This is a genomic window from Staphylococcus taiwanensis, from assembly GCA_020544305.1.
Classification (GTDB): Bacteria; Bacillota; Bacilli; order Staphylococcales; family Staphylococcaceae; genus Staphylococcus; species Staphylococcus taiwanensis.
Genome location: CP058667.1, coordinates 81528 through 100822, shown reverse-complemented (window position 1 = coordinate 100822; position 19295 = coordinate 81528). Strand labels below are relative to the sequence as shown.

At 33.0% G+C, this 19295-nt stretch carries 17 protein-coding genes; 4 read left to right on the top strand and 13 right to left on the bottom strand.

Annotated features, from left to right (window positions below):
- Window positions 1-64 precede the first annotated feature (64 nt).
- The 8 genes from HYI43_00470 to HYI43_00435 form a co-directional block, all read right to left on the bottom strand.
- Window positions 65-1963, bottom strand: coding sequence for a glycosyltransferase family 2 protein (locus HYI43_00470; GenBank protein UDI77096.1), 1899 nt, complete (start codon window positions 1961-1963; stop codon window positions 65-67).
- A 265-nt stretch (window positions 1964-2228) separates the two neighbouring features.
- The gene (locus HYI43_00465; GenBank protein ID UDI77095.1) at window positions 2229-2933 is read right to left on the bottom strand and encodes a hypothetical protein; all 705 of its coding nucleotides are present in this window, start codon (window positions 2931-2933) and stop codon (window positions 2229-2231) included.
- Window positions 2920-3741 (bottom strand): ABC transporter ATP-binding protein, encoded by an 822-nt coding sequence (locus HYI43_00460; GenBank protein UDI77094.1) that lies wholly within the window; start codon window positions 3739-3741, stop codon window positions 2920-2922. The genes HYI43_00465 and HYI43_00460 overlap by 14 nt, the downstream gene beginning before the upstream one ends.
- 41 nt (window positions 3742-3782) lie before the next feature.
- A complete protein-coding gene (locus tag HYI43_00455; protein ID UDI77093.1) occupies window positions 3783-4094 on the bottom strand; it encodes a hypothetical protein in 312 nt (103 codons plus the stop codon).
- Window positions 4095-4151: 57 nt separating this feature from the next.
- Complete coding sequence (locus tag HYI43_00450) at window positions 4152-4610, bottom strand: MepB family protein (GenBank protein UDI77092.1); 459 nt, start codon at window positions 4608-4610, stop codon at window positions 4152-4154.
- Window positions 4611-4671: 61 nt separating this feature from the next.
- Entirely contained in the window at window positions 4672-5526 is an 855-nt protein-coding gene (locus tag HYI43_00445) for a GIY-YIG nuclease family protein (protein UDI77091.1), read from the bottom strand.
- A 153-nt stretch (window positions 5527-5679) separates the two neighbouring features.
- Window positions 5680-7596, bottom strand: a complete 1917-nt coding sequence (thrS, locus tag HYI43_00440) for a threonine--tRNA ligase (GenBank protein UDI77090.1) — start codon at window positions 7594-7596, stop codon at window positions 5680-5682.
- 397 nt (window positions 7597-7993) lie between these two features.
- Entirely contained in the window at window positions 7994-9046 is a 1053-nt protein-coding gene (locus HYI43_00435) for a PTS transporter subunit IIC (protein UDI77089.1), read from the bottom strand.
- A 271-nt stretch (window positions 9047-9317) separates the two neighbouring features.
- Here HYI43_00435 and HYI43_00430 point away from each other — a divergent pair, with 271 nt between their 5' ends.
- Window positions 9318-10541 (top strand): ArgE/DapE family deacylase, encoded by a 1224-nt coding sequence (locus tag HYI43_00430; protein ID UDI77088.1) that lies wholly within the window; start codon window positions 9318-9320, stop codon window positions 10539-10541.
- Window positions 10542-10637: 96 nt separating this feature from the next.
- Here the strand turns inward: HYI43_00430 and HYI43_00425 are convergent, their stop codons facing one another.
- The 3 genes from HYI43_00425 to HYI43_00415 all read right to left on the bottom strand — a co-directional run bounded on the left by HYI43_00425 (window position 10638) and on the right by HYI43_00415 (window position 12903).
- A complete protein-coding gene (locus tag HYI43_00425) occupies window positions 10638-11339 on the bottom strand; it encodes a hypothetical protein (GenBank protein ID UDI77087.1) in 702 nt (233 codons plus the stop codon).
- Window positions 11340-11385: 46 nt separating this feature from the next.
- Window positions 11386-12090 carry a hypothetical protein gene (locus tag HYI43_00420; GenBank protein ID UDI77086.1) on the bottom strand — a complete coding sequence of 235 codons (705 nt, stop codon included), beginning with the start codon at window positions 12088-12090 and terminating at the stop codon, window positions 11386-11388.
- A gap of 516 nt (window positions 12091-12606) precedes the next feature.
- A complete protein-coding gene (locus tag HYI43_00415) occupies window positions 12607-12903 on the bottom strand; it encodes a TfoX/Sxy family protein (GenBank protein UDI77085.1) in 297 nt (98 codons plus the stop codon).
- A gap of 131 nt (window positions 12904-13034) precedes the next feature.
- Here HYI43_00415 and HYI43_00410 point away from each other — a divergent pair, with 131 nt between their 5' ends.
- Complete coding sequence (locus HYI43_00410) at window positions 13035-13679, top strand: NAD(P)H-dependent oxidoreductase (protein ID UDI77084.1); 645 nt, start codon at window positions 13035-13037, stop codon at window positions 13677-13679.
- Between the two features lie 90 nt (window positions 13680-13769).
- Here the strand turns inward: HYI43_00410 and HYI43_00405 are convergent, their stop codons facing one another.
- Window positions 13770-15212 carry a trypsin-like peptidase domain-containing protein gene (locus tag HYI43_00405; GenBank protein ID UDI77083.1) on the bottom strand — a complete coding sequence of 481 codons (1443 nt, stop codon included), beginning with the start codon at window positions 15210-15212 and terminating at the stop codon, window positions 13770-13772.
- 522 nt (window positions 15213-15734) lie between these two features.
- Here HYI43_00405 and HYI43_00400 point away from each other — a divergent pair.
- Window positions 15735-16379 (top strand): DUF5067 domain-containing protein, encoded by a 645-nt coding sequence (locus HYI43_00400; protein UDI77082.1) that lies wholly within the window; start codon window positions 15735-15737, stop codon window positions 16377-16379.
- 346 nt (window positions 16380-16725) lie between these two features.
- Window positions 16726-17727, top strand: a complete 1002-nt coding sequence (locus HYI43_00395; protein UDI77081.1) for an LPXTG cell wall anchor domain-containing protein — start codon at window positions 16726-16728, stop codon at window positions 17725-17727.
- 336 nt (window positions 17728-18063) lie between these two features.
- Here HYI43_00395 and HYI43_00390 read toward each other — a convergent pair whose 3' ends face one another.
- Window positions 18064-19269 (bottom strand): MFS transporter, encoded by a 1206-nt coding sequence (locus tag HYI43_00390; protein UDI77080.1) that lies wholly within the window; start codon window positions 19267-19269, stop codon window positions 18064-18066.
- Window positions 19270-19295: the final 26 nt, after the last annotated feature.

The following is a 19295-nucleotide window of genomic DNA, read 5'->3' as shown; positions in this document are numbered from 1 at the left end:
GTCATCATTGCGGGGGTGGGACGACGAATTTAAAAAGAATTCTGTCCCACTCCCGTTTTTATGATTAACGAATGACTTCTACAAATGTTTTATTTGAGGTTACAAAGGCACCATCTAGTGTTACTAAACGCGGTGTTGAATTTTGAGTGTAAATGATTTTTTTAATTTTAAGTGTGTCGCCTACTTTAAGTGACTTAATCACATTTTCTTTAAAATCACGTGAATTATATAATTTGCAGGCTTTAATAATTTTGACTTCGTCGGGTGTCTCAGTAATATACTTATCTTTATTTTCCAACTCAATTAACCCTATAAAATCTTTATTAGCCGTTACAATATTACCGTCTTCAAGGACTAATCTAGGTGTTCCGTTTGACGTGTATTCGATAGATGACGCATCGATGCGTCTTCCCGGTTCAAGACTTGTGATTATTTCTTTGAATTTTAAATCTTTATATACCTTAATCTTTTTAATTGTCATCATTGGCCCATTAATACTAGTATAGTATTTATCATTAATACTGACTTGTTGATAGCTTTTTTTCTTACCATCGTCTTTTTGAGGTACCAATTCAAGTTTAAAGCTTTGACGTTTCATTTTATAACTATTATTGAAACTAGGATATGATGCATATACTAACGAATGCTCACCCTCGCTATATTCCACACTAATATTAACGCTCACATCATCTATTTGCGTCACTTGCTGATGAGAAATATAAATTTTACCATCACGATAGTCAAAGTCTAATTGACGTTCATTTGCGACGTTACCAATTTCCAATAGTTTCACCCCATGAACGCTTACATCATCTGGTTTCATTACATCTATCACATCATATTTATCTCCTTCAACGATTTGTACGCCATTATACACAGGATAGCATGCTATAGGCAGAGGATTGATCTTATCTGACTGGTTTTCATAACTTTTATAAATCACATGATCTTCAATCAAATAATTCCAATTACTATTAATCACATCATAAATAAAACTAATTAATCCATCTTTATCATCTCGTTGATATAAATCATACATTGTAGCAAATATAGGATCAGTTACTAGCTCTGAAATGTAGTAACCATGGGCGTTCAGTGTTTCTTCCATTTGATTAAACAAATCATAATATAATGGTTTGTTCATTGATTTTAAAAATGATTGTGTACGCAAGAGACGTGCGAAAAAGTCCATTTCAACGACTCTCGCCATAATCATTTTTTCTAGAGATGGTGATATGTTCATATCACAAACCCTTTTCAAAACGTCTAAATTTAAATATGCTTTATCTAGCACAGAAGTCTGCTGAATTAACGATTCATTGGCATCGTATCGATTCACATGGTACATCGGCGTTACTGACATCGTAATGTTATTCACTTTAGAATATAATTCAATGAAGAATAATTTATCCTCACCGTATTTCATATGTTCAAACTTAATTTGATTATCATGTACTAATTGACGTTTGAATATTTTTCCAGGAGGACCCATCGCTCTATATATTTTTTCAATATCTTGTGGTTTTAAATGTGATGCTTCTTTGTAAGAAGTAAATTTAGCATGATACTTCACACTTTTTGAAGTGTGTTTAAAACATTGACCCAAACCAAGGTCCGCATCATCTTTACTCACTTTTTCCATCACTTGCGGGAATCCCTCTGAATCTAACCAGTCATCCGCATCAAGTAGCGTAATATACTGTCCTTGTGCCTTTTCAATACCGACATTTCTTGGTTCAGAAGGACTTCCTGTATTATGAGGCAATTGGATGAGCTGAATGAAATCATAATCCTTTGCATAACCCTTGATAATGTCGACAGAATTATCCGTTGAACAATCATCTACAAATATCGCCTCAATATCATTTTTGTCCATCTTTAAATCGATTAAAGAATTGATACATTGCTCCAAAAATGACGCTTTATTATACACTGGTATAATAACTGAAATTATTTTATTCATGAACTTACTCCTTTTTGATTTACTTAATGACTATCAAGCTAAATCAACTATTGGCACTTTTAATTTTTTAACCCGAAAATTGATGTGCCTTTAATTAATAATGAAAAACAATTTAACACTATGCTTTCTTTATACAAAATGACTTAAAATTAATTGTTTCCAATCATTATATTAAACACAAATTACATTGTACATTATTTATAAACGTATAATTATAACAATATTGTTATAGTCGCTTTACTATAAGCAACTTGCATACTTTAACTTACAGATACTCCGATTTATTGAAGACGACATATAGTATTACCCACATCACAATTAAATAGCCAATCATCCATAAATTAACAAATAGAAATGAGATGTCAAAAATCTTCGATGACGCATGATTTAAGAGCGTTAAAAAATCACTGATTGGTGGAAGAAACCATAATACAAATTTCGATATAGGAAACGTTTGAATAATCACGACGCGTAGTATTGAAAGTAAAAGGATAAGCACAATGAATAACCAAATAAATTTATCAGATCGTTTCGTTATAGATCTAACTAGCGTAGTCATAATAACACCTAACGCTATTACGATTGCATGACTATATAAACCTAATACAATTTCCATCAAATTAGGCATCTGTTCAAATCTAAAAGTGATAATAGGAAGTATAATTGCACATAAACCTAATGGCAAAATCACTAAAAATGAAAATATTAATTTACTCGTTAAATATGTGCCTTTCGTCTTCAACTGCGTAAATAGTAGTTGTTTTTCTTTTATTGAATCTGTATCTAAAATGATTATCGTTAGCCATGCAGTAATAAAGAGTAATAACATTGAGGTACTCGCAAAACTAGACATGATCGGTTGTCCAGAATAAAAATACGTAATAGCTAATAAAATTAAAAATGTTATCGAAGGTCCTATCCACTTATACGATCTTATAAAGTTCTTAAAATGATAATTAATAAGTGCCATATTCATTATCCTCTCTCACTTCTTCAATAAAGTAGCCTTCCTGAATGAGTAATGCAATCAGTTCATTACTGTCTGATACATTCACTTTAATTTGAACATGATCGATTATCTCCGCTTCAAAACGCTTTAACATGTCACGCTGCTTAGCATTTAAAGTTTCTGAAGTTTTAATGAGCATTGATTTTGATTGCTTTCTATCATGATGCACGCTAAGACGCTTATTTTCCAAATTAAATTGATGCGTAACAAACGTATCGTTCAACGCCTCTTCATGCGAGGTCAATACGATTGTTGCAGACTGTCTTAATTGTTGTAAGATGAGTTTCAACTGAGCGATTGCCTGTTTATCAAGCCCTGAAAATGGCTCATCCATAATATAAATATCTGCTTGTCTCACTAAACATTGGATTAAATTTACTTTTTGTTGCGTACCTTTAGAACATGCTTTAATACTTTTATTTAAAAAAGGCGTTAAATTAAATTGATTAATTAACCCTTTCATCGTTATATCTGTAGGTGTGTGTTCACTAATACGCTCAATAAAATCTAGATATTCTTTAACTGTTAAATTAATCGTTGTTGGCAAATAATCAGGCGCATAACTTATGCTGCCATTTACATCTAAGCGCCCATTAGAAGGTTTCAATATTTTAGCTAACATTTTCAACGTAATACTTTTACCCGAACCGTTTTTCCCTTCAATTAATACAATGGAATTGAAAGGAATTTTCATACTCATTTGATTAATAATTTGCTGACGATTAATTGTTTTTGAAATGTCTTTCCCCTCTATTGCAAACATCTCCATTTAAACACTCCCATGTAATAACTATGTTGTGTTGCTTACGATTACCTTAACTTTTTAACAATAATATAAATACCTATCATCACTAAAATGACTTGGAAATAGTTTCCAATTAACCTCACAACAATATAGAAAGGGATGATAAATAATACAGATCCTAAAAATATCGCTATAAATAAAATTAAAAATGTCATCCCTTCAGACATGTCAACTTGTAATCTATGACTTACTAACATTCTAATAAAATCATTTACAAACAACACGCATTTCCATATACAATACATAAACACTGCCAGTAAAAATAAAGCATAAGGTACTACGACTAACATTTGAATAAATGCAATGATACCGTCCATCTATTATCTCCATTTGTATATCATATTTTTTATTACTAGAATACAATAATTAAGTATTTATTCATGTGGTATTTCATTAAAATACAAACTCTGCCATTGTTGTGTTTTAGTTGCCGTTTGATTTAATTCAGTTTCCCACGATGGATACACTCTTAATGCCATTTTTCCTTTTGATGTATCACTTTTCAAAATACCTTTCTTTATCAATATATCCTGCGGGAATATAAACTGACCTTGTCTATCATCATCAACGATATTCACTATTAACTTATGTTCTAAATCATCCTTAGTAAACGGCACATTGGTATGTTGCTCATCCTTTTTCCACATGGCGAAAAAGTAACCTTTTTTATTTGGTGTCCTTTGAGCTAATCTACTTTTAAAATGACCATGTCGCGATTTAATTTCGACCGCTTCATATTGTTGATTCCATGCTTCTGCTACATACGAAACATCAGAATTTGAAAATAACCTTTCTAGCAAATGATAAGATTGCAATGTTTCAATGGATTTCATATATTAGCTCCTTGTTTGATGTGTTATAAATTTCATAAACAATCAATTTAATCTCTAAAAATCAATTATGGTTCATACCATGCTTCTTCGTATCCAGTACTGTTTTCCAATAATTCTCTCTTTCAATTATTGTATTAGACTTTGTCTTTGTATCAAATATTTCAAGAATAGCGTACTGAAAATGCTGAATAATATAATCTCTGCCCTTTTCATTTAAGATAGCTAAAAATTCTTTATTGCCACCGGTTAAATTATTTAAATGTGCATAGTTCGACCATCGTTGCCAAATCCCATCAGTATTACCTGACGCAGAGCCTACATATAATTGTCCTGTTTCTAAATCAGTAATAACATAAACACCTTTAACGTGACTTAATGCATCCTTCCAACTTGGTTCATTTCTATCTATAATCTGTTGTAATTCTTTATGCTTTAAACAAACATGTTGATAACCTTTAAAATGTCCTAATTTAACATTGGGCGCTATTTCATAAACTTCTGGATTTAATTGTTCTTGTACAGTTGAATAGCGGCGATTATATACATCTCTACCGATAGGTTTCTGTATTTTAATAATGAGCCTTTTTCGATATTCTTTATAATCATCAATTAATGTTAGTTTGTAACCCACTTGGTTAAATACTTCTGGATTTATCTTTTCAATCTTATAAATACCACCAAAGACAAAATATTCTGGCCCGTATGGATAATATTGAGCTAGGGCTATTAAGTAGTCTGCTGTATTGAGGTTATTGTTATTTTGTTTCGTTTTCCATGCGTTCATAATTATCCAATCTTCACTATCTTCTAATAAAAAGTCCCATGCACGCTTATTAATATCTCCGGCATTCATATTAAATTTAATTTTAGTTTTACTAAGATTAGGTGTCTGTATAAAATCTGTTAGCTTAATCATCTTTATATTCCTTAACAATTTAGTATTTTTATTATTTTAATACACTATATATTTATTATACAATTTTCATATTTAAATTTAATATTTAGACATTTAAAAAGCCTATCAAAGATGCTCATCTCTGATAGGCTTAGTCGTGCTTATATGACTTCATTAAACTAATAAGGCTTTACTTTCAATTTCATGTTTTAATTTTTCAACAAATGCTTGAATATCCATTGTTTCGTTATCATGATGTGAATACTTTCTTGATGACACAGTATGATGTTGTTGTTCATCGTCTCCTAATACTAGTGTATAAGGAATTTTATTCATTTGGCTTTCTCTAATTTTCTTACCTAGTTTATCATCTCTATCATCAATAGCCACACGGATATTTTGCGCTTTAAGTGTTTCTGCCACTTCATATACATAGTCATTATTATTATCTGATACACCAATGATATTGACTTGTACTGGTGCCATCCATAACGGGAATGCACCTTTGAAGTGTTCGATTAAAATGCCGAAGAAGCGGTCTAAAGAACCAAATATTGCTCTGTGAAGTACGACTGGGCGTTCTTTTTCATTTTGTTCATTGATATAAGTTAAATCAAATTTCTCTGGCATTTGGAAGTCTAATTGTACTGTTGCACATTGGTGACTACGATTCAATGCATCTTTAATGTGCACATCAATCTTAGGACCATAGAAGGCGCCGTCACCCTCATTGATTGAATACTTCAAGCCAAGGTCATCCAACACATGTGCCAATGATTGTTCCGCTTCATTCCATAAGTCTAATTCACCTAAATAATCATCTGGTCGTGTTGATAGTTCAATACTATAATCAAAGCCAAATACTGAATAAATATAATCAATTAATTTCAGAATTTCTTGTACTTCCGATTTAATTTGATATTTCATGATAAAGATATGTGCGTCATCTTGGCAGAATGTTCTTACACGTAGTAAACCATTCAACGCACCACTAAATTCATGACGATGTACTTGACCAAATTCAGCAATTCGAAGCGGTAAGTCTTTATATGATCTTAATTCATTTTTGAAAATTAACATATGACCAGGACAGTTCATTGGTTTCAATGCATAGTCATTTTCATCTACTTTTGTGAAGTACATATTTTCATGATAGTGATCCCAATGTCCTGATTCTTCCCATAGTCGTTTATTCATCATCAATGGTGTTCTTACTTCATCATAATCATGTTTCAATTGAACCTCTCTCAAGAAGCTTTCCATTTGATTTCGAATAAACTGGCCATTAGATAAATAGAATGGCATACCTGGTGCTTCTTCAGAGAACATGAATAATTTTAACTGTTTCCCTAAACGTCTATGATTGCGTTCGTCTGCTTCTCTTAAAAACTCAAAATAGTCATCAAGTTGATCTTTAGAACTAAACGCTACACCGTAAATACGTTGCAACATTTTGTTATCACTATTACCTCGCCAATAAGCACCTGATACTTTAGTTAACTTGAAATGATTTACAAATTTAGTACTTGGCACATGAGGACCTACGCATAAATCAATAAATTCCCCTTGTTGATAAAGTGAAAGTTGATCATCTTTATGTTCTTCAATCAATTCCAATTTGTAAGGATTATCTTTAAAAATGTTTTTAGCCTCTGCATAACTTAAATCTTGTCGTTCAAATTTTAAATTTTCACTGTCGATTTTCTTCATTTCTTTTTCAATTTTGTTTAAATCTGTTTCGCTAATGGATTCGTCTAAGTCGATATCATAGTAAAATCCATTTTCAATGACAGGTCCAATTGTTAATTTAACATTGGGATATAAACGAGTAAGTGCTTGTGCTAACACGTGAGCAGCAGAATGTCGCATCACGTCTACGCCTTCTTGGTCTTTAAGTGTGTAGAAATTGAGCTCACAATCTTCTTGGAGAGGGTGGGTCAAATCAACTAAACTACCATTCACACGGCAAACCACCGCTTCTTTATATAATGACTGACTAATGGATTTAGCTACTTCACTCGCTAGAATACCTGCTTGATACGCTTTTTTACTTCCATCTGGAAATTGAATACTGATTTGTTGATTAGACATCTTACATCTCTCCTTAAATATTGTATAAATAAAAAAGACCCGTCCCTACAAAAGGGACGAGTCTTGAATACCCGTGGTTCCACCCAAAATTCCATCTCACATAAAGATGGCACTCTAGTCATGTATTAACGCACATGAAACGTTACATGTTTCCATGCAATCTATGAAAAGGTAGTAAACTTTATTTTAAATTTAGGAATATCTCAGCCTACATTCCCTCTCTGTTAATCAACCATAAAGTTCTTGTCCTTCAATTCACTATTAATTTTTTATTATCATATACCTAACCGAATTATTAGTCAAATTACTATTTGAAAAACGTCTAGCCAAAGCAGGCATGTGCCACTTCAACTAGACGTTACTATATTATTATATGTGTGCTTAGACTGTCATCCTTTTAAGGTTTAAAAACAAATATATCTGCATCGTATAATTTCAAAACTTTCATAAATAAGAAGTTGAAAAATAGTGCTGATACGAGTGGAACGATAGCATATGCGATAACAACAACGAGCAGACCACTCGCCATGTTCATATCCAATAAGTTTAATGATTTAATAGGTCCTACTAACCCGATTAAACCGAAGCCGGCAGAATCTGGTGTACCTTTAATATTTAATAATCCGCCTACTAAACCTGATACCGCTGCTGTACATACAATTGGCAACATCATAATCGGATGACGAATCAAGTTAGGCATCATTACTTTAACGGCACCTAATAGTACGGTAATAGGAATACCTACTTTATTTACACGCCAACTTCCTAATGCTAAGGTAATCGCACTTGCTGCAACACCTACCGCTGCAGATCCTGCTGCTAGACCCGAAATACCAATGGCGATTCCTATACCAATGGCGGATATTGGTGACACAATGAGTATTGAAAAGATAATGGCAATTAAAATTGTCATAATAATTGGTTGCATATTTGTAAAGCTATTAATAAGGTCCCCTAAACCTACCGTAATTAACTTCGTATAAGGTAGTAATAAATAGCCAATCAAACCAGATAAACCAGCACCAACAATTGGAAGTGCAATCATATTTAAACTACCGAAACGATCTTTTATTAACAACATGATACCCACAGCTATAGCTGCAGTAATCATTGTATTGATTAAATCTCCAATGCCTGTAATAACCCATTTATTGTTTGTAACGACTGCCGCACCTGAACCAACAAATGCTGCTGCACCAACTGATGCCACTTGTAATTGTGACATACCAAATTGGATTGCAATCAGTACCCCTGTCATAATTGGAATCGCATATTGTATGCCTTGTGTGACATAGGCAATTTTCGCAAAGATTTCGTTATATTGACTTAAATACTTACATAGCTCCCCTAATATTGCGTTTGGAATCATTCCTACTACAATCGCTAAAGCTACACCGTTTAATACATTAAATAAAAACGATCTGGGTGTTATTAATTGTCTTTCTCCCATAATTCATGTCCCTCTTAAAACTTTCTCTTTTTCTTAATTTTAATATCGTATGGCTTTATTTTGTTTACTATTTAAAATCTACAATAAATATGTATGTAATTTTAATTCTTTAACAAACTCTCTAATTATTTTAAAAAGTATTTTAATTTAGCATACCTATTTTGACTACTATAACATGTTTAAAATAACTATTATAGATTATAAAATGTTTAAATATTACACATTTGGTATAAATAGTATTTAAAACTACTTAAATAAGGTCGTGAAACTTGTGCGTACTTTTCAAGAAGAAGAAAAAATTAAGTTATTAGCAGATGTGATTAAAATTCAATCGGAAAATGATAATGAAATCGAAGTGTGTCATTATTTAAAAAATCTATTAGCGCACTACGACATCCCTTCTAAAATCCTAAAAGTAAGCGAGACAAGAGCTAATTTAGTGGCCGAAATAGGGAGTGGCTCACCTATACTCGCAATGAGTGGCCATATGGATGTTGTAGACGCCGGACGTCATGATAAATGGACCTATCCACCCTTCGAATTGACGGAACAGGATGGCAGACTATACGGTCGAGGTACGACAGACATGAAAGGTGCCTTAATGGGCATGGTCATCGCACTCATTGAATTAAAAATGGCTGACCATATGCCTAGTGGCACTATACGTTTACTCGCAACCGCAGGCGAAGAGAAGGAACAAGAAGGTGCCAAATTATTTGCTGAAGAAGGCTATTTAGATGATCTTGATGGCTTAATGATTGGGGAACCTACAGACAATGGCGTGTTCTATGCTCATAAAGGGTCAATGGCATGTAAAGTCACTGCCACAGGTGTTGCTGCACACAGTTCAATGCCATTTCTCGGGAAAAACGCTATAGACACGCTAGTTCAATTTATAAATCAATTACATTCAAAATATGACGACATTAAAAAGAACGACTTAAAGCATGAATTAGATGTTGCGCCTATGGTTAATAAATTTATGCAAGGGTCATTAAGCGAAGAAGAAGAGAACTTCGCATCTGGATTTACGATGATGGGTTCTATTATTAATGGTGGCAAACAATTTAACTCTGTCCCAGAAGAAGCCTCTATTGAATACAATGTGCGCCCAGTTCCTGAATATAACAATGACTTTGTTACAGATTTATTCCAACAAACAATTGATGAAGTAAATCGTGACGCATTGTCTTTTGAAATTGTAAGTAATCATCGGCCAGTTACTAGCGATAAAGATAGTACTTTGATTAAAGTGATTACTGAAGTCGCACCTCATTACGTCAATAAAGAAGATGTTTTTGTTGCAGCATTCATTGGTACTACAGATGCTTCAAGTCTATTAGGCGATAATCTAAACAATGTTGATTTAGCTATTGTCGGTCCTGGCATCACCATAATGGCACATCAAGTAGATGAATATATTGAAAAGGATATGTATCTTAAATATATCGATATTTATAAAGACGTCGCAGTGAAGTACTTGGCTGAAAAGTAATTTTTTGAATATAAAACGAGACGTAGCACTGACATTGACACCGTGTGTATAGATGTCATAATGCTACGTCTTTTTAATTAGAGTGTTTTTTAGTACTTAAAACACATCTCCGTCATCTTCATTAGACACTTCGTTGGTAATATTTTCTTTAGCTTGTTGAGCTTGATTGCGCGTATATTTCGTGGCAATGATTTTGATTACAATCATAGCAACACCAATGAGTGACGCTAAAATTAAAGAAAAGCCACCTAATTCTTTAAACAATAAACTGCCTCTCACATACCCTGAGGCACCTTCGTCAGTGTACATCTTCGTATTTGTATCTAACATAATGACAGCACCGTAAGTTGAGGTTCCTCCAAAAATAATTGCCCAGGGAATTATTTTTCCTAAACCCCAGTACTTATTACGTTTGAAGAAAGGTAAGAAAATGATAAAGTACGGGAATAAAATAAATATGAGCGCTAAGCCAACAGTAAATAAAATAACCCAAAAGAACCCTGACGCTACCAAGTAATAACTAAAAATCTGAAATACACCTAATGTAATTAATATAATAAATACTAAAATGAATAAATATTTGATAGGACCATCTAGTTTAGCCGCTACCTTATCATATATATCTAATGATTTAGACTTACGATAGATGATTGTGCTTGTTAGTTTCATGATTAATACATATAAAACGGTTAATGTAATGAAGATTAGACATTCTTTACCATATAGACCAAAAACAAAGTCTAAAAGTGACATATTCGAACTAGACGACGTTTCCAATTCTTCTCCCAATATAAACATATTCGTTACTCCTTTGTTATCTCGTTGTTCATGTTAAATTTGAAGTTTATTGCTTATCCAACGTTTGATATGTAATACATGCTTGAATATATAGAGCTAGCCACAACTCATCAGGATATTTACCATCGTTATTCACTGTAATTTGGTTTTGTTCTCCACGCTTATTTGTTTTTTCGCTTTTTTTATAATCCAATGCCGTACGTTCCGCTGATAAAATAATATGACTGTACTCGTCTTTTATCACTGTAGAATGGAATCGATCTGGATTCTCAAAGCGATAAGTTTCCTTTGACTTATTGACAAAGCTATATGGAAATAGACGTTTGAAGCCACCTTCTTTTAGCATTTTATCTTTTTTAAAAGTACCTATTTCTTCTCCATCTAACAGTACTCGATACATGGCATTATTAGTCATACCTTCGACGCGTTCAATAATAACTGAATGGTCATCGGATCTAACTTGTGTGCCGTGTAACGGTTTCAAACCAAACATACTTCTCGTCTTTTGACTATTATCCTTGTAGTAAGGAATATGACATAATCTTTCTTTACCATAAATAGGAATATATTGCTTATCTAAAATCATACCTGGTGCCTGGTAAAAATACTTCCCATTACCATACCCACTATGGTCGATATGGTCTAATTTATCCTCGCTATACGTCTGCTGAGATTTCTTTCGAATTGCATTAATAATCAAATAACCTACACCTAAGATGACGATTAATACAATTAAACCTGTGATTTTCATATGAAACTCCTCAAAATTTGACTTTATTAAGAAATCACTTACATCTCTATCATACAGTTCTTTCATTTCATAAAAAATAGTATAAATTAAAAAATTTAGATAAATTTAATATTTATTTGATTTTAATAAATAAAACTATCTTTTTTAGTATTGATTATAAATTAAACGCTTAGAGGGAACACTCCCCTGTTAGTGACCGCAGTCTACCTTCCCTACAAAATCAAATTTCACAATAAAAAAGTGCGCCTGGGACATAAATAATATGATGATGGTCCTTTACATATTCGCAGTAGCTGACTGAACTGAAAAGGCGCTTAAATAAAGCTTTTTTCAGTTCTAGTCATCCTTGCGGGCGGGGCCCCAACAAAGAGAATTTCACTAAGAAATTCTACAAGCAAAGCAAGTTGGGAGTCGGGGCCCCAGCAAAGAGAATTTCACCAAGAAATTCTACAAGCTAAGCAAGCTGGGAGTGGGACGACGAATTTAAAAAGAATTCTGTCCCACTCCCACCAAATTTTATTTATGTAAATCATTCTTTATGCCCACAAATAAAGCTTCTATGTCTTCGATATCACTCATATTAGGTATACATATCATCTCTTTCGCATTAGGATACGGAGATACTAATTCATATCCTTCTAGCTCTTTAAGCGCAGATTTAGTTGCTTTAACTAACAATCTATTATCGTATAAACCGCCTATCACTTTGCCATCATAATAGAGCAAATACTCCCCCATCATACTTCTCGTTTTGATCTTGCTAGAATCAAACATATTTAAAAATGTTTCATGAAAATCCTTATCGGTTGGCATTCGACAACTCCCCTTTTGTTCAATGATTACCCCGTAATTATATTAATTCGATCAATTCATTTAAAATTATAGTCATTTTGATATTAAAAATATATAATAACGCTACTACACTTAAAGGGGTTGTTGATAACATGAAGACGCTACTGATTAATGCACATCCGGATTTTAATAATGAGACAACGTATACTGCCAAATTGAAGCAGTTATTTTTAGAAAAATATGAAGCAGCATTTCCAAATAATGAAATCGAAGAACTTAATTTATATGACATTGATTTACCTCGTATCGAAGGCAATCAATTGTTAAACGTATGGCACAAACAAAGTTTAGGCGAGTCATTATCAGATGGTGAAGCGAAGATTGCTGATACATCTGCATTCTTATTAAATCAGTTCAAAGCCAACCATCGCATTGTGATTCTAACACCACTTCACAATTTCAATATCACATCTAGACTGAAAGATTATATCGACAATATTATGATTGCAAGAGAAACATTTAAATACACAGACGATGGTTCAGTAGGCTTAATGACAGAGGATTATAAGGCACTATTATTACAAGCAAGCGGTGGCATCTATACGAATGACGACCGCTATACGCCACTTGAATTCTCATATTATTATTTAAAAGAAATGTTTAAAGAAATTATGGGATTTGATGAATTTTACATTGCACGTGCACAAGGCACTTCTGTTTTACCTGAAAATGAAATCCTAGACGCAGCCAACAAGGATTTAGACCGCGTATTCGATGCGTTTTACACACAAAAATAACCTCAAATAAATATAGAAAGAGCGGGATATGACATTGTTTAATTTCTGTCATCCCGCTCACTTTTTGAAATTTATTAAATTAAGGAATCTTTACACAATATTATCAATAATTTCTTTACGCAATTTGCCTCTGATTTCTGCCATCGTATTTAAATTGTATTTTTTATAATCTCCTGAGTTTAAGCGAAAGGCATGGACACCAATCACTTCATTCTTACTATTCAAGACTGCCCCACCAGAAGAACCAGGCTCAGCCATCATTTGATAGTAGCCAATAGGATTCACATTACGTGCTGTCATCGTATATTTACCCTTAGAGTGATACATCGTGCCTGCTGGGTCATTTTTATATTTACCGGTTGGCTTACCATAATGGTACATGTGAATAGGTGTGTTTGCTTTCATTGATTGAATTGAACTTTCGGAAGCAATCTTTCTTACTTTCATATACTTCGAAATATCTTCATACGTATATACTAATGAAACATCACCATATTGAAGCATTTGAACACCAAAGACTTCAAGTGTGCGCACAACCTTAGAACCTTCTTGTAGTATATTAATACGCATATTCTGAGGTTGTGATGGTGTTAAAGGCTTATGTGCACGTTGATCATTAACGACATGATTCGCAGTTAAAATGGTATGTTTCCCAATCGCTGTTCCAGTCCCATACGTTAATTGTTTTGCGGTTGGATTCCAATTATATACAGTCGCGATGTTAGCATCCTTTGCTTTGGCATGTTCTATCGTTACGCCTTTATTTCCTGATTTCTTCATGATTTTTAAAGCGTCATCAATACCAGATTCTTTCGTCGTTTGACCGAAATCACGCACATTATCTCCACCAGGTACATTAGATGGCCATCGCTTAGGTGCCTGATTATAATAATTCTTTTTAGTCGTTGTTTGAGTTGTCGGTTTTGTTGTTTTTACAGCCGTTTTAACACTTGGCGTAGCAGGTTTACTTTTTGTTATCGTTGCTTTTTTAGATGTCTTTGTAGTTGTCGGTGCTTTCGTCGCTGTTTGAGACAATAATTGAGGTTTAGTGGCCACATGTTGTGGCTTTTTAGTTATCTTGTGTGACGTCACTTTAGTTGGAGCAACATTACGCGCCACTTTAGAAGACTTTTGTTTATTGACTTGCGTCGTAGCAACACGTTTATTCAATGAAACTTGATAGTGCTGTGTTGGTTTTTGTTTTGAAAAATGAGTCCCCACAGCCTTCACTGTATGTTGATTTTTAATTTCATTTGGTTTAACACGATTTGAATTAGTACATGGTTGCTTAGAAAGTTGTGTTTTATTTTGTGGCATTGACGTAGCTTGATTAGCTAATGTATGATTCGTTTGCGGTTTTACTGTAACCACTTTATTTTGTGATATAGTCGCATCTTTAGTTTGCGTCTTAACCCCATTTTGATGTGATGATGTTGCCCCTACAACACCTTGCTGCGTTGAAGCATTTGCTTCATTCATTTGAAATAAAAAAGATAAACAAACGGTCATGAGAAGCATAGCTATGACTCGCATATATCTCTTAAAGATTACCCCTTTGTTCACTATACTCATCCCTACTTTCTTAAATTATCAAATAGCTTACATTAATTATATCTTTTTATAACTGCGTACCACAATATTCCTCAGTTTTAAAATTTTAATTTTTATAAACATTTTGATTATAAAATATTGAATTGTCCTCTTTAAATTGGACGATTGTGCGAATTAAGCACAACCTTTATAGCATCCTTTGGAAATAATTATGAATGAATAGTTTGAATGACCATAACTAAGTGATATTCGGCTTCATATTTATACTTATCATTATCAATATTTACCAGATATTAAGACTTCCTATAAAATTTCACGAAATTATATACAAATCCAACTAAAAAATTGTAATAAATATTTAAAATTTTGATAAAAATATTACTTTGAAAATTATTAAATGATATACTATAAATCGAAATAGTTAATTATTTTATACTTTAATAAAAGTTAACTATCTTTTCGTTTTACATATTATTTTTAAAAAAATTTCGGGAGGCTACACTAATGAAAAAGCTTTTAGCATTTTTATTTGCAGCAACATTGATACTAGGTGCATGTAGTTTTGGTGGCAACTCATCTGACAAGTCATCAGATAGTGATTCATCAAAAAAATCTTCAGAAAGCAAAAAGAAAGAGTCTAGTGACAATTCGTCTTCAGATAGTGAAGAATCTAGCGATACAGATTCTGTAAAAGTTGATTCATCTTCTGATGACAAGAAATCAGAATCAAAATTTGAGAATGACACTTTAACAAGTAAAAACTTTGATATTAAAATTGAAAAAACAGAAATCGTCGAAGCTAGCAAATATGCAACAGATGAAAACCCTAACCTTGCAATTGTTTACAGCGTAAAAAATAAAGATGACAGAAAAGAATTAACTGCAAACAGTGCATTCTTCAGTAGTTTCGAAGCATATCAAGATTCTAAAAACGTCAAAAGAGAATTAAAATCTGGAGACGGTTATGACAGTGAATTAGATAGAAAATATGGCGAGAATGATACTGACGAAATCAATAAAGGTGGTACAGTTAAAGCTGTTAAATTCTATAAATTAAAAGACACTAAAACACCTGTAACTATCCAAGTTAAAGATCCAGATGATTATAGCAACGACCATCTAGCTAAAAAAGTCATCGAACTTAAATAACATTGCCTAATTTAATGCGTCTTTGACATCATTTATAAAGCCACATTACAAATACGCAGTAACTGATTGAACTGAGAAGGCGCTTATTCAAGCTTTTCTTAATTCTAGGTATCCTTATAGAAGTAGGACAACGAATTCGAAATGAATTCTGTCCTGCTTTTTTATTTATCTATACATTTAAAACACAAGAATTTAATATTCATTTTCTATTTATATTAAAAATTTTTAAAACAAAAAAGAATTAAATGTAAATTCTTTGTAAAACTTTAGAAATATTATTGAAATGTAATTGTAACAATGAAACAATGTGAATGTAATAAAACTATAAAAAAGGAGAATGAATCACATGAACAACAAACTTAAGGTAAGTACATTTGCGTTAACAAGTACATTATTACTATCAGGCATTTCGGCAAATACTACATATGCGGCTACTAATGACGCACCATCTCAAACTACGCAACAAAGTCAACAAACCACTCAAGGCGAACGTCCTTACGGTGGCATTCAACCACAAGGCATGACAAACGATCAATATGCTGAACTTGAACAGAATGTTCCTAACCCAAATAGTGTATCTGAGCAACAATACAATATTGCTCTAAACGATGCGACTCAAGATATCGCTGATAAGTACAACACTACAATTACTGTTCCAGAAGGCGTATTTAAGCCAAACGCACACAGAGATGATAATGGGCACGCGTTACCTTTAACTAAAGACGGTAATTTTTACCAAACGAATGTCGATGAAAATGGTGTTAACCACGGTGGCAGTGAAATGGTAAATAATCAAGACCAAGCTACTTCTTCTCAAAGCCAACAAACCACTCAAGGTGAACGTCCTTATGGCGGTATCACACCTCAAGGTATGACAAATGATCAATATGCAGAACTTGAACAGAATGTTCCTAACCCAAATAGTGTATCTGAACAACAATATAACATTGCCTTAAACGATGCGACTCAAGATATCGCTGATAAGTACAACACTACAATTACCGTTCCAGAAGGCGTATTTAAGCCAAACGCACACAGAGATGATAATGGACACGCATTACCTTTAACTAAAGACGGTAATTTTTACCAAACGAATGTCGATGAAAATGGTGTTAACCATGGCGGTAGCGAAATGGTAAATAATCAAAATGAAAATACTACAACACCTAAAAATGAAAATGCTCAAATTCAAAACGTAAGTACAAAACATTCAACTAAAACTAACAAACAAGATCTTCCAGCTTCAGGTGCTAAAGATAATTCAATTTTTGTTACGACAGGTGTTGGCATTGTTGTTTTAGCAGCAGGTGCATTATTATTACTTAAACGTAAAAAATCATCTCACTAATAACTTCAAATCAAATAAAAAAAGACAGCTAGTAGAATTTAATCTGCTAGCTATCTTCTTAGTATCATTACCAAATGATTAACGATTTTTAAGTTTACTACTTTTTCGATTTTTTTCTCTTCTGCAAGTAAGCGCCAACTAAAGGTGTCATTCCCACAATAAATAAAAATAGCGTATAAAAAATAACGTGTATCAAAGTTCCTAAAGACATTTCAGATATTCTCCTTTAACACTGTTATTACTTTTACAATAACATATATCTCTTCGTTCTATAACACTTACATCAATCATTTCAATTAATAGAGAACGGAGACTTACCCCCTGTCGTTTTCATGCTTACTCATCAATATTCAACGCTTCTTTATTTTTAATTTGAACTTTCGTATAATCTTCTGTTTCATCTACTTTCATTGGTTTCACTTTCACAGTTGGATAAATGAATAATGCCATCATACCAATGATACCGTATATTAGAAATGTCGCACTATAATCAAATTGATCTACTAGTGAACCCGCTACAATTGAACCTATGACTTGTCCTACAGCTAACATTAAAAATGGAATACCTATGCCTAGGGAAGCATTTTTCACAAAAACTTTAACACCCCAAACTAATAACACACCTGTTAAAAATATATAGCTCGCGCCAAATAAAGATGACGCAATAAAGGGTATGCTCCATAAATGATGTGTCAATGCTAATAAGATAGATGCTAGGGATAAAAAGATGACGCCAATGATATAGGCAAAGCGTAAACCATAGCGTTCAATAATCGCACCTGACATACCGCCTACCATGCCAAATACACCAATTAAAATCCAAAAGATTGAAAGGCTTACATTAGAATAATGTCCAACGCTTTCAACAAATGATTTAGAGAATGTCCAAAATGGTGCAGTTGAAAATCCTAAAACTGTCGATGCTACAATAATCTTTTTACTTGTGTTTACATCTCGAATATTAAATGTACCTGTTTCAATTTTTAATTCTTTATTTAATGACGGAATCGCATAATAATTCCAAATCATCACTAAGACAGCAATCATACTGTAAATTAAATACGTCATTCTCCAATCTAAAAATGGAAGCATTGCAGTGACGCCGGTAAACATAAGTCCTAAACTTGTCCCTGAATTAATCCAAGTATTGGCTTTACCTTGTTCATGCCATTTAATCCATAAAGAAATAGCATAACCATAAGGTGGAGAGACTAACCCCGTACTAGCACCAGCGAATATAACAGCTATCGCAAGTAAAAATGCTTCATGTGAAACACTAATTAACACCAGTCCAACTAATACAGATAACCCCGCAAATAAAATCATATTCCGAGGACCTATATGATTCGTTTTCAAAGTAGCAAAGATAATTGTAAAACAATACGTTAAATAAAATAATGAAGAAATGAAACCTGCTTGCGTCGCGTTTAAGTTTAAATCATGCGAAATACTTGGTAAGAATAAACCGAAACTAAATCGACCTAGCCCATAACTGGTGGCTATCATTGCAAGACCAGGGAATACTATTTTAGAAAACTTCATCATCTCACCCTCCTTTTTATATAGAA

Excerpts from the sequence above, each read along its gene's own strand:
- HYI43_00470 (UDI77096.1), bottom strand. The coding sequence starts at position 1,963 with ATGAATAAAATAATTTCAGTTATTATACCAGTGTATAATAAAGCGTCA.
- HYI43_00465 (UDI77095.1), bottom strand. The coding sequence starts at position 2,933 with ATGGCACTTATTAATTATCATTTTAAGAACTTTATAAGATCGTATAAG.
- HYI43_00460 (UDI77094.1), bottom strand. The coding sequence starts at position 3,741 with ATGGAGATGTTTGCAATAGAGGGGAAAGACATTTCAAAAACAATTAAT.
- HYI43_00455 (UDI77093.1), bottom strand. The coding sequence starts at position 4,094 with ATGGACGGTATCATTGCATTTATTCAAATGTTAGTCGTAGTACCTTAT.
- HYI43_00450 (UDI77092.1), bottom strand. The coding sequence starts at position 4,610 with ATGAAATCCATTGAAACATTGCAATCTTATCATTTGCTAGAAAGGTTA.
- HYI43_00445 (UDI77091.1), bottom strand. The coding sequence starts at position 5,526 with ATGATTAAGCTAACAGATTTTATACAGACACCTAATCTTAGTAAAACT.
- thrS (UDI77090.1), bottom strand. The coding sequence starts at position 7,596 with ATGTCTAATCAACAAATCAGTATTCAATTTCCAGATGGAAGTAAAAAA.
- HYI43_00435 (UDI77089.1), bottom strand. The coding sequence starts at position 9,046 with ATGGGAGAAAGACAATTAATAACACCCAGATCGTTTTTATTTAATGTA.
- HYI43_00425 (UDI77087.1), bottom strand. The coding sequence starts at position 11,339 with ATGTTTATATTGGGAGAAGAATTGGAAACGTCGTCTAGTTCGAATATG.
- HYI43_00420 (UDI77086.1), bottom strand. The coding sequence starts at position 12,090 with ATGAAAATCACAGGTTTAATTGTATTAATCGTCATCTTAGGTGTAGGT.
- HYI43_00415 (UDI77085.1), bottom strand. The coding sequence starts at position 12,903 with ATGCCAACCGATAAGGATTTTCATGAAACATTTTTAAATATGTTTGAT.
- HYI43_00410 (UDI77084.1), top strand. The coding sequence starts at position 13,035 with ATGAAGACGCTACTGATTAATGCACATCCGGATTTTAATAATGAGACA.
- HYI43_00405 (UDI77083.1), bottom strand. The coding sequence starts at position 15,212 with ATGCGAGTCATAGCTATGCTTCTCATGACCGTTTGTTTATCTTTTTTA.
- HYI43_00400 (UDI77082.1), top strand. The coding sequence starts at position 15,735 with ATGAAAAAGCTTTTAGCATTTTTATTTGCAGCAACATTGATACTAGGT.
- HYI43_00395 (UDI77081.1), top strand. The coding sequence starts at position 16,726 with ATGAACAACAAACTTAAGGTAAGTACATTTGCGTTAACAAGTACATTA.
- HYI43_00390 (UDI77080.1), bottom strand. The coding sequence starts at position 19,269 with ATGAAGTTTTCTAAAATAGTATTCCCTGGTCTTGCAATGATAGCCACC.